Consider the following 14,412-nt stretch of genomic DNA (forward strand, 5'->3'; position numbering starts at 1 on the left):
TTGGGGGGGGGGGGGGGGCCCCCGGGGGGCCCCCCCGCTCCTCTGCCTTGTCCGGTCCGGACGCGACGGGCGGGCCGCCCGTCGCGTCCGGCGGCGACGCCTTCTCGGCTACACCGCCTCGATGTCGAGGCGCTCGGCGGCCTGGCGCTTCAGGGCCGCCTCGACCAGGCCCGCGAAGAGCGGGTGCGGGCGGGTCGGGCGCGACTTGAGCTCCGGGTGGGCCTGGGTCGCCACGAAGTACGGGTGGGCCTCGCGGTCGAGCTCGATGAACTCGACGAGGCGCCCGTCCGGGGAGAGGCCCGAGATCACGAACCCGGCCTTGGCCAGCTCGTCGCGGTAGGCGTTGTTGACCTCGTAGCGGTGGCGGTGGCGCTCGTTGACCTCGGTGGCGCCGTAGGCCTCGGCGACCAGGGACCCCTCGGCGAGCTTCGCCGGGTAGGTGCCCAGGCGCATCGTGCCGCCCATGTCGCCGCGGCCGGCGACGATCTCGGTCTGGTCGGCCATCGTCGAGATGACCAGGTGCTCGGCCCCGCGGTCGAACTCCTCGGAGTCGGCGCCGACCAGGCCGGAGATCTCCCGCAGGGCCTCGATCGCCATGCACTGGAGGCCCAGGCACAGGCCCAGGGTCGGCACCAGGCCGTTGCGGGCCCACGTGAGCGCCTGGATCTTGCCCGGCACGCCCCGGTCGCCGAAGCCGCCGGGGATGACCACGGCGTCGACGCCCGCGAGGGCCTTCGCGGTGGCCTCGGGGCTGCCGCAGCGGTCCGAGATCACCCAGCGGACGTTCACCTTCGCGCGATGGGAGAACCCGGCGGCGTGCAGGGCCTCGACCACCGACTTGTAGGCGTCGGGGAGCTCCACGTACTTGCCGACGATCGCGACCTCGACCACGGCGGCGGGGTGGTGCACCCGGTCGAGCAGGTCGTCCCAGGCGCTCCAGTCGACGTCGCGGAACGGCAGGTCGAGCTTGCGGACCACGTAGGCGTCCAGGCCCTCGGTGTGGAGGGTCTTGGGGATCTCGTAGATCGACTTCGAGTCGGGCGCCGAGACCACGGCCGCGTCGTCCACGTCGCAGAACCCGGCGATCTTCTGCTTGAGCCCGTCGGGCAGCGGCCGGTCGGAGCGGCACACGATCGCGTCGGGCTGGATGCCGATGGAGCGCAGCTGCGCCACGGAGTGCTGCGTCGGCTTGGTCTTCATCTCCGAGGACGCGGCCAGGTACGGGACCAGGGACACGTGGAGGAAGAAGCAGTTGTCGCGGCCGATGTCGTGGCGGTACTGGCGGATCGCCTCCAGGAACGGCAGCGACTCGATGTCGCCGACCGTGCCGCCGACCTCGGTGATCACCACGTCGGGGACCCGCCCGGTCTCGGGGTCGGGGTCGGCCATCGCCGCGAGGCGCGACTTGATCTCGTTGGTGATGTGCGGGATGACCTGCACGGTGGCGCCCAAGTAGTCGCCGCGGCGCTCCTTGGCGATCACGTCGGAGTAGACCTGCCCGGTGGTCACGTTCGCGTGCTTGGACAGGTTCCGGTCCAGGAACCGCTCGTAGTTGCCGATGTCGAGGTCGGTCTCGCCGCCGTCGTCGGTGACGAAGACCTCGCCGTGCTCGTACGGGTTCATGGTGCCCGGGTCGACGTTGAGGTAAGGGTCGATCTTCTGCATGACCACGTACAGTCCGCGCGCGGTGAGCAGGTTCCCGAGACTGGCGGCGGTCATGCCCTTACCGAGGGCGGAGGTGACCCCACCGGTGACGAAGAGGTGCTTCGTGGTGCGGATCTGACCATTCGCGGCGCTGGCCAAGGCGGACTCCCGTGGTGTTCGTGGCGAACGAGCTGCTTCGGACGGAGCCGGCGGGCTTCGCCGGAGGCAGCCGGTGGATCGCTTCATCCACGGGATTCCACACTAACACTTTCGCCGCTGTTCTCCTCGTCGACCCACGAGGGTGCGTCGACGATCATGTCCGAGTACTGGCCGTCCTTGACGTGCGCGCGGGCGAGCACGCGGTGGCTCATGATGACCGCCAAGGGGACCATGACGGCGAGGGCCGAGCCGAGGCTCATGAGGCCCTTGCCGAGGAGGAGCCCGGCGACGGCCGCGCCGACGACCGCGGCCGAGAAGGCCGCGCGCAGCGGCGGGTAGAGGCCCCAGGCGCGCCGCAGGCCGCCGCCGGGGCGCAGGAGGACCAGCCAGCAGTAGGCGCCGGCCAGGACCGTCAGGAGGCTCAGCGGGGAGGTGAAGACCGCGACGATGTTGGAGCCGACGCCGGAGGCGATGACGCCGTTGGTGTCGCCCATGATGTCGCCGAGGAACGCGCCGAGCTCGCCGCGTTCGGCGGCGGGCCGCTGGTAGTCGATCCAGGACAGGCCCACGAGCACCGCGGCCCCGGCGAAGCCGGACCACACGAAGCGGGAGAAGGTCACCCAGCCGCCGGTGGCGAGCGCCGCGGCCAGGCAGGTGCCGACGATGATGGCGACGGCCGCGGGCACCGAGTCGCCGAGGAAGCCCGCGGAGACGACCAGGACGCCCAGGGAGCCGATCCCGGCCATGACCGGGGACTGGTAGCGGCGCGGCAGCCGCCAGGCCGCCGCGGCGGCGAGCAGCCACAGCGAGGCGATGAACATGCCCGTGGCGACCGGTCCGAGCTCGTTGGAGGCCGAGTCGGCGACCGTGTAGTCCCCCAGGAGCGTGCCCAGGGGGTCCTCGGTGTGGGTGAGCATCGCCAGGGCGGTCACGATGACGCCGAACGCGGAGACGGTCACCATGAGGCTGGCGGGGCCGTGGCGGCCGGGCATGACGATGGCGATGAAGGCGCACACCACGGCGATGCCGAGGGCCGTCAGCGGCCCGACGAGGCCGGGGCGGGGCGCCGACCACCACTGGAAGAAGTCGGCGAGGATCGCGGCGGCCGTGAACAGGGCGCAGACGAGGGCCGAGACGATGTTGAGCCGCATGAGCCACAGCGGCGGCGGCTTGACGCCCGGCTGGCCGGCCTGGCGCAGCAGGTGCAGCAGCGGCCAGGCCACGAAGGTCAGGGCGAGGAACAGGAGCACCTGGAGCCACTGGGTGGCCGGGGCGGCCGTGTCGGCGGCGATGAGCCTGGTGTCGGTGTCGTCGAAGACCGCCTGCCGGTCCTCGTAGGACAGGGTGTCGGCGGCGGCCCCGGCCGCGGCGCCCTCGACGGTGTCGGGCAGGGGGGCGTCCAGCAGCGTCAGGACGGTCGCGGTGAGGTCGGTCAGGCGCAGGTAGCCGGGCCGGTCGGCGGGCAGGTCGAGGAGGTTGTGGCCGTCCTCGGCGCCGAAGTTGGCGACGGTGGCCAGGAGCCGGTTCGGCTCGGCGGTCTGGCTGACGCCGGTGACGACCAGGGCGGCGCCGTCGGCGCGGGCGGCGGCCAGCGCGCCGGCGGTGTCGTCGAGGTCGTCGAGCGCGGCCGCGCGGGCCTCGGGGTCGACCGGCAGCACACCGCCGTCGACGACCGTGAGCGGGCATTCGGCGAGGGCCTCGGCGAGGCGCTCGCCGGTGGGCAGGGCCGAGAGGTAGCCGCCGACGCGGCCGACCGAGTTCGCCGTGGCGTAGGCCGCGCCGGGGCCGACCGCGGTCGCGCACGAGGTCCCGGCGGCGAGCATCCCCAGTTCGGCGCCCTGCTCGAGGTCGCGGTTCAGGGCGACCAGGTCGGCCATGTCGCCGACGGCGGCGCTGTCCCCGGTGACCTCGACCTGCTCGGCGGTGACCGGGCCGCAGTCGGAGGCGTCGCCGTAGGGCGCGGCGACGGCGGGCGAGCCCGCCGAGAGCGTCAGCCAGCCGTCGAGCGTGCAGGTGAAGCGGCGGCCCGAGTCGGTGTTCAGCTCGGCGAGCGAGCCGTTGCGGGCCAGCCCGGCCAGGTTCGGGGTCGTCTCGGCGTCGATGTCGGTCCAGGTCAGGCCGCCGACGCCGAGGACGATCACGGACGGCACGGTCTCGGGGATCGCCTCGTCGGCCTCCTCGGGCAGGAGCTGGAGCACCGCGAGCGCGCCGAGCAGGGCGACGGCGACCCACGTGAGGAAGGGCCCCCGGTTCTCCGCGACGCTCGCGGCGAGTCGCTTGCGGGCCTTGCGGGTCAGGCGGCGGGCGTCGATGTTGCGCGGCACGGCGGGGCTATCTTCCCGTCAGTTCCAGGTAGAGCGCGTCCAGGGAGTCGAGCATCTGGGCCTCGTCGGGCCACGTGGCGGCCCGGGCGCGGCTGGCCTCGGCGTGCGCGGCGAGGCGGTCGGGGTCGGCGAGGAGGCCGCGCACGGCCTGGTCGAGGGCGTCGACGTCGCCGACTTCGAAGTAGAGGGCGGCGTCGCCCACGAGTTCGGGGATGCCGCCGGTGCGGGTGGTCAGGAGCGGGACGCCGGCCTGGAGGGCCTCTTGGGCGAACAGCTGCCGGGCCTCCCACTGGCTGGTGACCAGGGCGAGGTCGGCGGCGGCGAGGAGGTCGCCGACGTCGGTGCGGTGGCCGAGAAGGCGCACGTCGGCACCGGAGGCGTCGATGAGGCCTTGCAGGCGCATCCGTTCGGGGCCGTCCCCGGCGACGGCGACCACGGGTGCGGGCTCGCTGTCGGTCCAACGGGAGGCGGCGGCGATGAGGGTGTCGTAGTCCTTCTGCGGGTGGAGGCGGCCCACGGAGAGCAGCAGGGGCCGGTCGCCGATGCCGAGCTCGTCGCGGATCGCCTGCGGCTCACCCGAGGCCCGGCGCGGCGGTGCGGCGACCGGCGCGAGGCGGGCGTCGCGGGCGCCGAGGCCGACCAGGTGCTCGTGGAGGTCGGAGGAGGCGGCGAGGGCCACGTCGACGCCGCGGGCGAGGCGCTTCTCGATCTCGTCGGAGACGCGGCGCTTGAACCCCTCGGTGATGAGCTGGTTGTGCCAGGTGGTCACCAGCGCGGCGCCCGTCGGGCGGGCGGCGAGGGCGGTGATCCCGGCGGTGAGCCCGTGGGCGTGCACGAGGTCGACGCCGCGTCCGGTGATGCCGCGCAGGGCGCCGCGGGCGGCCCACCACGCGAGCGGGAGCTCGGGCGAGGGCTTGGCGGTGATGGGGGCGGGCGCGAAGCGGGCCCCCTTGGCGCGGAAGCCGAACCGCTCCTCGGTCTCGGGCGGTCCGACGACCAGGACGGCGTCGCCGCGCTCGACGAGACCGGCCGCGAGCGAGGCGACATGCGTCCCGATGCCGCCGGTCGAAGGGCCGAGCACCAGGGCAATACGTCGATGACTCACTGATCCGCTCCACTAGGTCGGTCTGGCACGTGCTCGTCGGGTTCTTCGGACGCTCGGATTATGCCAGCGCGCCGCAGCACCGGGCGCACGACACCGGATCCGCCGATGAGCGCGGCGAGCCCGAGGTAGACGACGGCGGTGGCGGCGCCGACCACGACGCCCTGGAAGAGCGCGCTGTAGGAGGTGTTGGCGTGGCCCCACAGGTCGATGAGCTCGCGGGCGGCGAGGACCGCGCCGACGGCGGCCACGACGGTGGCGAGCGCGGCCCGGGGGACGCCCCTGAGGCTGGCCGCGCCGGTGTGGCGGGCGATGGCGGCGGTGAGGGCGAGGCCGATGGCGGTCATGCCAATCGACCAGGCGATCGCGAGCGCGAGCGTGCGGTCGGCGATCGGCATGACCTGGGCGAGGACGACGGCCGCGACGGCGCCCGCGGCCCAGCCGACCGAGGTGGCCCCGGCGGCGTACTTGTTGCGGCCGATGGCGTACAGGCCCCGGGAGTAGATGGCGAACATCGAGTAGCCGAACAGGCCGAAGGCGAGGCCGGTGAGGGTGGCCTGGAGTTGCGGCTGCGTGCTGGAACCGGTGTCGGAGGAGACCGAGGAGAGCACGGTGCCCATGGGTTCGGCGAGTCCGGCGAGAGCCGCGACGCCGAGACCGGAGAGCAGGAGGACGGCCCGACCGGTCTGGGAAAGGCGGCGCTGGTAGCGCTCGTGCTCGCCGAGCGAGAAGGCCTCGGCGAGTACCGGATAGGCCGCGGTGGCGAGGGGCACGGCGAGGATCGCCCACGGCAGCAGGAAGAACGTCTGCGAGACCGTGAAGATCACGGCGGGGCCGTCGCCGGCGTCGTTGGCGAGGCGCAGCAGGAGCGCCTGGCACAGCTGCTGGGCGCCCACGGTGATCGCTCCGGCGATCGCGAGCGACTTCAGGTTGGCTGCGACGTGGGTCTCCAGCCGCCAGACGGGTCGGATCCGCAGGTGCAGGCCGCGCAGCGGGAAGATCAGGCATCCGGCGAGGACGGCGACCCCGAAGGTGGTGCCGAGGGCGAGTAGGAGGATCTCGCTCTGGGAGACCTGCTCGGCCTTGGCGCCTCGGCCCGAGACCAGGCCGTAGACGACATAGACGCCGGCCATGACGACGCTGGAGAGGAGCGGGGCGAGGGCGGGCCAGGCGAAGCGGCGGTGGGACTGGAGGATGCCGGTGAGGACGACCGCGACCCCGTAGAGGGGCAGCTGCGGGGCGAAGAGGACCAGCATCTCGGTGGCGACGTCGATCGTCTCCGGAGTGACCCGCTGGTCCGGCATGAGCATCTGGATGATCGGGCGGGCGAAGAGCGCGACGAGGAGTCCGGCGGGGACGAGGATGGTCAGGGACCAGGTCAGCAGCGCCGAGGCGATGTGCCCGACCTGCTTGGGGTCGTGCCTGGCGAGCGGGGCGGCCAGGAGCGGGATGACCAGCGCTGCGAGCGCTCCCCCGGCGACGAGCTCGAAGATGATGTTGGGGATGCTGTTGGCGGTCTGGTAGGCGGTGCCGAGGCTGAACAGGCCCACGGCCCAGGTGAAGACCAGCGTGCGGCCGAATCCGGCCAGGCGGGAGGCGACGGTGATCGCACCGATGACCGAGGCGGCACGACCGACTTCGCGTCGGGTCTCGGTCAAGACTTCGTCCGACCCAGCTCGTCCAGCTCGCGCAGCACCGGCGTCTCGGCGATGACCTTCGTGAAGCTCCACTTCTCGGAGGCGGCGATGAGCGCGGCGACGCCCGCGAGGGCGACGTGGCGGCCGATCATGCCGGTCCGGGCGATGAAGGCCAGGCCCAGGAGCGCGCCGAGGGCGTTGGCGCCGCCGTCGCCGAGCATGGTCTTGCCGTCGAGGTCGTCGGCCATCGCGGCCCCCGCGGCCGAGGAGACCGCCAGGGCGGTGTTGGCGCCGCCGGCGGCGGTGCGCCGCCGGGACTCGGGCCCGGGGTCCTTCGAGAGGGGCGCGGCGGCGAGGGTGACGACCTTGAGGGCGCGGCCGGGGCGCAGGTCGAACAGGTTGACGACGTTGGCGGTCCCGGCGATGACGCCGCCGCCGACGCCGACGTTCCACAGGCGGCGGAGCGGGGAGCGGCGCTCGTCCGTGAGTTCGCCGTTGGCGAGGTCGATCAGGGCGGCCGAGGCGATGCCCGCCGAGGAGATCCCGAGGATCTTGATCAGGCCGGCCGAGAGGCGCCCTCTGAGGAGGGCGCCCACATGGCCCTTGAAGCCTTTGGCTTTCTCGCCCTTGGCGTCGGCGATGTCGTCGTAGAGGCCGACCGCTCCGGCGGTGAGCCCGGCGGTGGCCGCCGCGGCGGCGTAGGCCGGAGAGCCGGCCCCCAGGACCGCCCCGGCGGTGGCGCCCACGGTGATGCCGGGCCCCTCGGCCAGGCTCACGATGTCGCCCTTGTGGTTGGTCCGCTCCAGTTCGGCCGCCCATTTGGAGCGCCGTACGGCACTGATCGCGGCGATCGTGCCGCCTGCTGCGAGTCCCCCGAGGAACGCCCGCCCTACCGTGCGCGTCAACTGGCTCATGGCGACGATACTAAGCCGCGCCCGGAAGCAGACCGGAAACGCCCTCCCCAGTCCCGAGATGGTCCACGGTGCCGTCGTTGACGAAGTCGGCGAGCGCGACGACCGCCGCGATCTGGCCCTGCGGGGTGGCGACGTTGTCGACGGTGGCGACCGTCGAGACGTCGTCGCCGCGCAGCGTGGCGAGCGGGTTGCCGTCGCCGGTGGCGGTGGTGGCGGCGTAGACCGTGGGGTCGTCGGCGGCGAAGGCGGTGGTGAGGGAGACCATCCCGGCGTTGCGGTCCTCGGCCTCGGAGTCGGTGGCCCCGGCTCCGGCGAGGATGAGGACGCCGTCGGCGACGCCGGTGGGCTCGGCCTCGACGGTGAGCATCGACAGCTCGGTCAGCGCGGTGGTGACCTTGGTGATGTCGCCGGGGGCGATCTCGACGGTGGTGCCGGCGGCCTCGCCGGTGGTGACGGCGGCGAGCACGTAGCTCATCGCGGCGACGCCGTCGTAGGTGACGGGCGCCTGCACCGTGGCGGGCGTGGTGGTGTCGGTGAGGTCGACCAGGGTGTCGCCGCTGGCGGGGTCGAAGAAGTCGTCGAGGGCCGAGATGCGGCCCGAGACGGTGGCGCCGGCGTAGCCGAGCATCTCGACCGCGCCGTCGACGACGTCGGTGTCGGCGCCGGGCAGGGCCACGACCAGGATGTTCTTGCCGGTGAGCTTGCCCTCGAGGTAGGAGGGGGCGATCGCGGTGGCGAAGGCCTGGTCCTCGCCGAGCTGGTTCTCGAGCTCCAGGTTCTCGGCGCGCAGCTGGTCGTTGGAGTCGCGGAGGCTCTGGGTGGTGCTCTGCATGGCGTCGATCGCGGGGCCGTTGAGCGCCGCGGTGCCGAGGATGAGCCCGACGGTCAGCGCGAGGAAGACCGCGGTGAGGCTCACGAGGTGGTACCGGAAGTTGATCACGAGAACAGCCTTTGGATCTGGAAGAGCAGGCCGTCCCACCAGTCGGCGATCACGTCGACGAACGAGCGTCCGACGGTCGAGATGGCGACGGCGGTGGCCATGGCGGCGAGGGCGGAGACGATGAGCAGGAGCAGGGCCGAGATCGACATGTCCTGGCGGTAGAGGCGCGAGACGCCCTTGGCGTCGACGAGCTTGCCGCCGACCCGCAGGCGCGTGAGGAAGGTCGAGGCCATGCCGCCGCGCCCCTTGTCGAGGAACTCGACCATGGTGACGTGGGTGCCGACGGCGCAGATGAGCTCGGCGCCCTTCTCGTCGGCCATGAGCATGGCGATGTCCTCGGAGGTGGCCGCGGCGGGGAAGGGGATCGCGGGGACGCCGAGGCGGTCCATGCGCTCCATCCCGGGGGCGCGGCCGTCGGCGTAGGCGTGGACGACGATCTCGGCGCCGCAGCGCAGGGCGTCGTCGGAGACCGAGTCCATGTCGCCGACGATCATGTCGGGGGTGTACCCGGCCTCCAGCAGCGCGTCGGCCCCGCCGTCGACGCCCACGAGGACGGGCTTGAACTCGCGGATGTAGGGCCGCAGGACGTCGATGTCCTCTTTGTAGTTGTAGCCGCGGATGACGACGAGGGCGTGGCGGCCGTTGAAGGAGGTCTTGACGTCGGGCACGCCGACCCCGTCGAGCAGGAGGTCCCGCTCGCGCTTGAGGTACTCCATGGTGTTGGCCGCGAAGGCCTCCAGCTGGACCGACAGGCCCTCCTTGGCGGCCTCCATGTCGGCGGACACGGACTCCTCGGTCTGGACGGTGCCCGAGCCGATGAGGGTGTCGCCGAGGTAGACCTCGCCGCCGTCGACCGCGACGGACTTGCCTTCGCGGACGTTGTCGAAGATCTCGTCGCCGACGCCGTCGATGAGGACGATCCCGGCCTTGACGAGGACCTCGGGGCCGAGGTTCGGGTAGCGGCCGGAGATCGACTTGGCGGCGTTGACGACCACGGCCACGCCCGTGCCGACCAGGGCGTCGGCGGCGACCCGGTCGAGGTCGACGTGGTCGATGACCGCGACATCGCCGGGTTCGAGGCGGCCGCAGAGCCGCTTGGTGCGGCGGTCGAGGCGGGCGGTGCCGACCAGCCGTCCGTCGGAGGAGTCGCCCTCCGGGTTCCGCCCGGGCAAACGCAAGCTAGGTACACGCATCGTGCATCATCATGCCATCCGAGCGCACGGCTCTCGGCGACGGCGCGCCGCTTCCCGCCCCGCGGAGGGGCATGCGCTAGGACTTCATCTTCGCAGCCTCGGCCAGGAGTTCCTCCGCGTGGGCCACGCCCAGGTGGGAGTCGGGCATGCCGGCGAGCATGCGAGCAAGCTCACGTGCGCGCTCGGCGTCGTCGACCACCCGCACGCCCGAGACGGTGACCGCCCCGGAGGTGTCCTTGGAGACCACGAGGTGGCGGTCGGCGAACGCGGCCACCTGCGGCAGGTGGGTGACGACCAGGACCTGGTGGCGGCGGGCGAGCTTGGCGAGGCAGCGGCCGATCTCGATGGCGGCGCCGCCGCCGACCCCGGCGTCCACCTCGTCGAAGACCAGCACCGGCGGGCCGCCGATCTCGGCGAAGACCACTTCGATGGCGAGCATGACGCGGGACAGCTCGCCGCCGGAGGCGCCCTTGTGCAGCGCGGCGGGCACCGAGCCGGGGTGGGGCCGCAGCAGCAGCTCGACCTCGTCGGCGCCGTCCTCGGTGGCACCCGAGACCGCGGTGTCCACGGCCAGGTCGACGCCGCCGCGCCCGGCCGGGCGCGGCTCGACCGAGGCGTCGACCTCGGCGTGCGGCATGGCCAGGCCCTTGAGTTCGTTCGAGACCGCCGCGGAGAAGCGCTCGGCCGCGGCGCGGCGCGAGGCGCGCAGCTGGGCGGCCAGGTCGGCGGTGCGGGCGGTGAGCTCGGCGTGGCGGCCCTCGAGCTCGGCGACCCGCTCGTCGGAGACGTCGAGTTCGCCGAGGCGCTTGGCGGCGTTCTCGGCCCAGGCGAGGACGCCGGGGAGGTCCTCGGCGTACTTGCGGTACAGGGTCTTCAGGGCCGCCTGGCGCTGGTAGATCTCCTCGAGCCGCTGCGGGTCGGCCGAGAGGTCGTCGAGGTAGGAGGAGAGGTCCACGGCCGCCTCGGCGAGCAGGGCGCCGGCCTCGGCGAGGCGCTCGGCGAACTCGGCGAGCTTGGGGTCGGCGTGGGCGTCGTGCTCCAGGGCGCGGGCGGCGGCGCCGACGGTGTCGGTCGCGCCGCCTTCGCCGGTGGCCGGGTCGCCGGTGATGGCGCCGTGCGCGGTGGCGGCGGCCAGGCGCAGGGCCTCGGCGTTCTCCAGGCGGCGGGCCTCCTCGGCGAGTTCGGTCTCCTCGCCGTCGCGGGGCTCGACGGCGTTGATCTCCTCGAGGCCCAGGCGGAGCATGTCGGCCTCGCGGGCCATCTCGCGGGCGCTGGTGCGCAGGCGGGTCAGCTCGGTGGTGCAGGCGCCGAGTTCGGCGTAGGCGGCGCGGTAGGCGTCGAGGACCTTGCCGTGGTCGGCCCCGGCGAAGCGGTCGAGCGCGGCGCGCTGCTCCGCGGGCTGGAGCAGGCGCATCTGGTCGGACTGGCCGTGGACCGAGATGGCGAGGTCGCCCAGCTCGGCGAGGACGCCGACGGGCGCGGACCTGCCGCCGACCCAGGCCTTCGAACGGCCCTCGGAGGAGACGGAGCGGGCCAGGAGCAGCTCGCCGTCCTCCAGGTCGGCGCCGGCCTCGACGGCGCGCTCGCGCAGTTCGAGGGCGGCCTCGGCCACGGCGAAGCGTCCTTCCACAAGGGCGCGGTCCGCTCCGAGGGGGGCGCGGGAGGCACGACCGCCGAACAGCAGACCCAGACCGGCCACGACCATGGTCTTACCAGCGCCGGTCTCACCGGTGATGCAGGTCAGGCCGGGGTCGAGCGGCAGGGTGGCGTCAGCGATCACGCCCAGGTTCTGGATGCGAAGCTCCTCCAACACGCTTCAGAGCCTATCCCCTCGGACCGACACCGCTCGGCGCAGCCGACATTCGCACGGGTCAGATTCGTCCGTTTCGCCAACCGTCAACGGGCAGAGAGAGTTTGGAGACCAGTCGCGAGGGGAACGAGCGGCCGGACATGCGCACCAGCTTGACCGGGCGCCGGGAGCGGCGGATGGTCACCGTCGTGTTCGAGGTGAGCTCGGCGACGAGTTTGCCGTCGGCCACGAGCACGCCGGTGGTGCCGACCGACTCGATCCCGATGCGGATCTCCGAGGAGGAGTGCACGACCATGGGCTTGGCGAACAGGGCGTGCGCGTTCATGGGGACGACGACCAGGGCGTCCACATCGGGCCAGACGACGGGGCCGCCGGCGGACATGGCGTGGGCGGTGGACCCGGTCGGGGAGGCGCAGATGACGCCGTCGCAGCCGTAGCGGGAGATGCGGGAGCCGTCGATCTCGATGAACAGCTCGAGCATCCGCGCGGGCTCGGACTTCTCCACGGCGATGTCGTTGAAGGCCCACGAGGTGGCGGTCTCCCCCGCGGCGCTCTCGAGCTCCACGGAGAGCGCGGTGCGCTCCTCGACCGCGTAGTCGCCTTCGAGGAGGCGCGAGACCACGGTCTCGAGCTCGCCGGTCTCGGCCTCGGCGAGGAACCCGACCTTGCCGAAGTTGACGCCGAGCAGGGGGATGTCGGCCTCGGCGGCCATCTTGGCCGAGCGCAGGACCGTGCCGTCGCCGCCGAGGGCGAGCACGAGGTCGGCGGGGGCGTCCTCGATGAGGACCGCTCCCGCCTCGCACAGGCCGTTGGGGTCGCCGGGGTGGATGCGGGTGGCGACGCCGGCCTCGTGGAGGGCGGCGGCGAGCTTCTCGGCCAGTTGCGCCACGTCCTCGCGGGTCGGGTGCGTGACGACCAAGACGCGGCGCGGCTTCTGCTGCGACCCCACTCGCGCTCCTTCTACAGACGGCTACAGGGCCTCGAACTGTACCCCAGGGGTGTTTCCCGGAGTCGTGACGAGCATACCGATGAGAACGTTTGCACAAGGCGGTTCGGGTGTGACGCGCCGATCGGCCCGGTCGGGGCTCAGGCGCCGGGGCCGGCGGCGCAGGCCGCGTCGACCGCCTCGCGGGTGACCGGTTCGCCGCCGGCCTCCATGCGGCAGAAGAACTCCACGTTGCCCTTGGGGCCCGGCAGGGGGCTGGCGGCGACGCCGGTGGTGGTCCAGCCGAGGCGCCGGGCGGCCTCGACGACGCCCCAGACGGCTCCGGCGCGCCGGGCCGGATCGGCGACGACGCCGCCGGGGCCGACCTGGCCCTTGCCGACCTCGAACTGGGGCTTGACCATCGGCAGCATCAGCCCGCCGGGCTTCGTGCAGGCCGCGAGCGCGGGCAGGACGAGTTCGAGCGAGATGAACGAGAGGTCGCCGACGGTGAGGTCCACCTGGCCGCCGAGCCGCTCGGGGGTGAGGTGGCGGACGTTGGTGCGGTCGTGGACGACCACGCGGTCGTCGGTCTGGAGCTTCCAGGCGAGCTGGCCGTAGCCGACGTCGACGGCGAGGACCTCGGCGGCGCCGCGGCGCAGCAGGACGTCGGTGAAGCCGCCGGTGGAGGCCCCGGCGTCGAGGACGCGCAGGCCCGCGGGGTCGACGCCGAACGCGTCGAGGGCGCCGATGAGCTTGTGGGCGCCGCGGGAGACGTAGTCGTCGACGTCGCCGACCAGGCGGATCGAGTCGTCGCCGGTGACGCTGGTGGCGGCCTTCGTCGCGGGGATGCCGCGGAGGTGGACGCGCCCGGCCGCGATGAGTTCGCGGGCGTGCTCGCGGGAGCGGGCGATCTTGCGGCGCACGAGTTCGGCGTCGAGTCGGTAGCGCGTCGGCATGGCGGGAAGTCGGGCTCTCTCACTGGGCGGGCGGGGCGTTCGGTCAACGCCTCGCTAGGCGTCGTCGACGTTGCTGAGGATCTCGGACAGGCGCTGCTGGACGCCCTCGAAGACGGCGACGTGGTCGGTGACGGGCAGGTCGGCGAGCGTCTCGAGCCGGGCGAGGGCCTCCTCGACCTCCGCCTCGACGTCCTCGGCGTCGCCGCGGGGGCGGGAGCGGGCGGCGAGCGCCGCCGGGTTCGGCATGTCGCTCACGCGTCCTCCTCCCCGCGGTCGGGGCCGGCGTCGTCCGCGGCGCGCTCCGGCGCGTCGGCGGCGGGGCGGTCCTCGGCGGCGGTCGCGCCCCCCGTCTCGGCGGCCGCGGCGGCGGCTTCGGCCTCGGCGAGGCGGATGCGCAGCTCGCGGATCTGGTCCTCGGAGTGCTCGAGGCGGAGGTTGAGGTCGTCGAGGTCGGCCTGGGTGGCCACGCCGAGGCGGGTGAGGCCGGCGTCCACCTCGGCGCGCACGAGGCGGCCGATGTCGGCGACGGTGCGCGAGCCGTGGCCGCGCAGCTGCTCGGCGCCGGACTTGAGGCCCTCGGTCCCCGAGCGGAGGTCCTCGCGGAGCCTCCCGGCGAACTCGCGGGCGCGGCGGGCGGGGTCGCCGGCCAGGTCGCGGAGGGTGTCGTAGTAGGCGCGGGCGGTGTCGGCCATGGTGCTCGCACTCCTTCCGAGGTCTGCGGGTCCGCGGGAGGCGTCCCCGGCGTGGTCTTCGGGCCGTAGGCTGGCTCTGGCTCGGCAGAGCCCGCGAGCCGCGCGTCCGGCCCGGG

The 14,412-nt window shown here is 73.4% G+C and carries 12 protein-coding genes; all 12 read right to left on the reverse strand.

The window, feature by feature from the left end:
* Positions 1–108: 108 nt before the first annotated feature.
* Positions 109–1,719: a CTP synthase gene (gene pyrG, locus LO763_RS25205; protein ID WP_230790638.1), complete on the reverse strand. Its 1,611-nt coding sequence runs from the start codon at positions 1,717–1,719 to the stop codon at positions 109–111.
* A gap of 167 nt (positions 1,720–1,886) precedes the next feature.
* Positions 1,887–4,127, reverse strand: coding sequence for a hypothetical protein (locus LO763_RS25210; protein ID WP_230790552.1), 2,241 nt, complete (start codon positions 4,125–4,127; stop codon positions 1,887–1,889).
* Positions 4,128–4,134: 7 nt separating this feature from the next.
* Positions 4,135–5,232, reverse strand: a complete 1,098-nt coding sequence (locus tag LO763_RS25215; RefSeq protein WP_230790553.1) for a glycosyltransferase family 4 protein — start codon at positions 5,230–5,232, stop codon at positions 4,135–4,137.
* A complete protein-coding gene (gene murJ, locus LO763_RS25220) occupies positions 5,229–6,887 on the reverse strand; it encodes a murein biosynthesis integral membrane protein MurJ (protein ID WP_230790554.1) in 1,659 nt (552 codons plus the stop codon). The genes LO763_RS25215 and murJ overlap by 4 nt, the downstream gene beginning before the upstream one ends.
* On the reverse strand, positions 6,884–7,780 hold the full coding sequence (locus LO763_RS25225; protein ID WP_230790555.1) for a hypothetical protein: 897 nt from the start codon (positions 7,778–7,780) through the stop codon (positions 6,884–6,886). Before LO763_RS25225 ends, murJ begins: the two co-directional genes overlap by 4 nt.
* Positions 7,781–7,790: 10 nt before the next feature.
* The gene (locus tag LO763_RS25230; protein ID WP_230790556.1) at positions 7,791–8,720 is read right to left on the reverse strand and encodes a copper transporter; all 930 of its coding nucleotides are present in this window, start codon (positions 8,718–8,720) and stop codon (positions 7,791–7,793) included.
* On the reverse strand, positions 8,717–9,898 hold the full coding sequence (gene steA, locus LO763_RS29245) for a putative cytokinetic ring protein SteA (protein WP_439650320.1): 1,182 nt from the start codon (positions 9,896–9,898) through the stop codon (positions 8,717–8,719). Before steA ends, LO763_RS25230 begins: the two co-directional genes overlap by 4 nt.
* A 91-nt stretch (positions 9,899–9,989) precedes the next feature.
* Entirely contained in the window at positions 9,990–11,726 is a 1,737-nt protein-coding gene (gene recN, locus LO763_RS25240) for a DNA repair protein RecN (protein ID WP_230790559.1), read from the reverse strand.
* 58 nt (positions 11,727–11,784) lie between these two features.
* Positions 11,785–12,672, reverse strand: coding sequence for an NAD kinase (locus LO763_RS25245; protein ID WP_230790561.1), 888 nt, complete (start codon positions 12,670–12,672; stop codon positions 11,785–11,787).
* 137 nt (positions 12,673–12,809) lie between these two features.
* Complete coding sequence (locus LO763_RS25250; protein WP_230790562.1) at positions 12,810–13,604, reverse strand: TlyA family RNA methyltransferase; 795 nt, start codon at positions 13,602–13,604, stop codon at positions 12,810–12,812.
* Between the two features lie 54 nt (positions 13,605–13,658).
* Positions 13,659–13,859 carry a hypothetical protein gene (locus tag LO763_RS25255; protein ID WP_369432085.1) on the reverse strand — a complete coding sequence of 67 codons (201 nt, stop codon included), beginning with the start codon at positions 13,857–13,859 and terminating at the stop codon, positions 13,659–13,661.
* The gene (locus tag LO763_RS25260) at positions 13,856–14,296 is read right to left on the reverse strand and encodes a hypothetical protein (RefSeq protein WP_230790563.1); all 441 of its coding nucleotides are present in this window, start codon (positions 14,294–14,296) and stop codon (positions 13,856–13,858) included. Before LO763_RS25260 ends, LO763_RS25255 begins: the two co-directional genes overlap by 4 nt.
* Between the last annotated feature and the right edge of the window lie 116 nt (positions 14,297–14,412).

It is taken from the genome of Glycomyces amatae (assembly GCF_020991375.1).
In the GTDB taxonomy this organism is placed as follows: domain Bacteria; phylum Actinomycetota; class Actinomycetes; order Mycobacteriales; family Micromonosporaceae; genus Glycomyces; species Glycomyces amatae.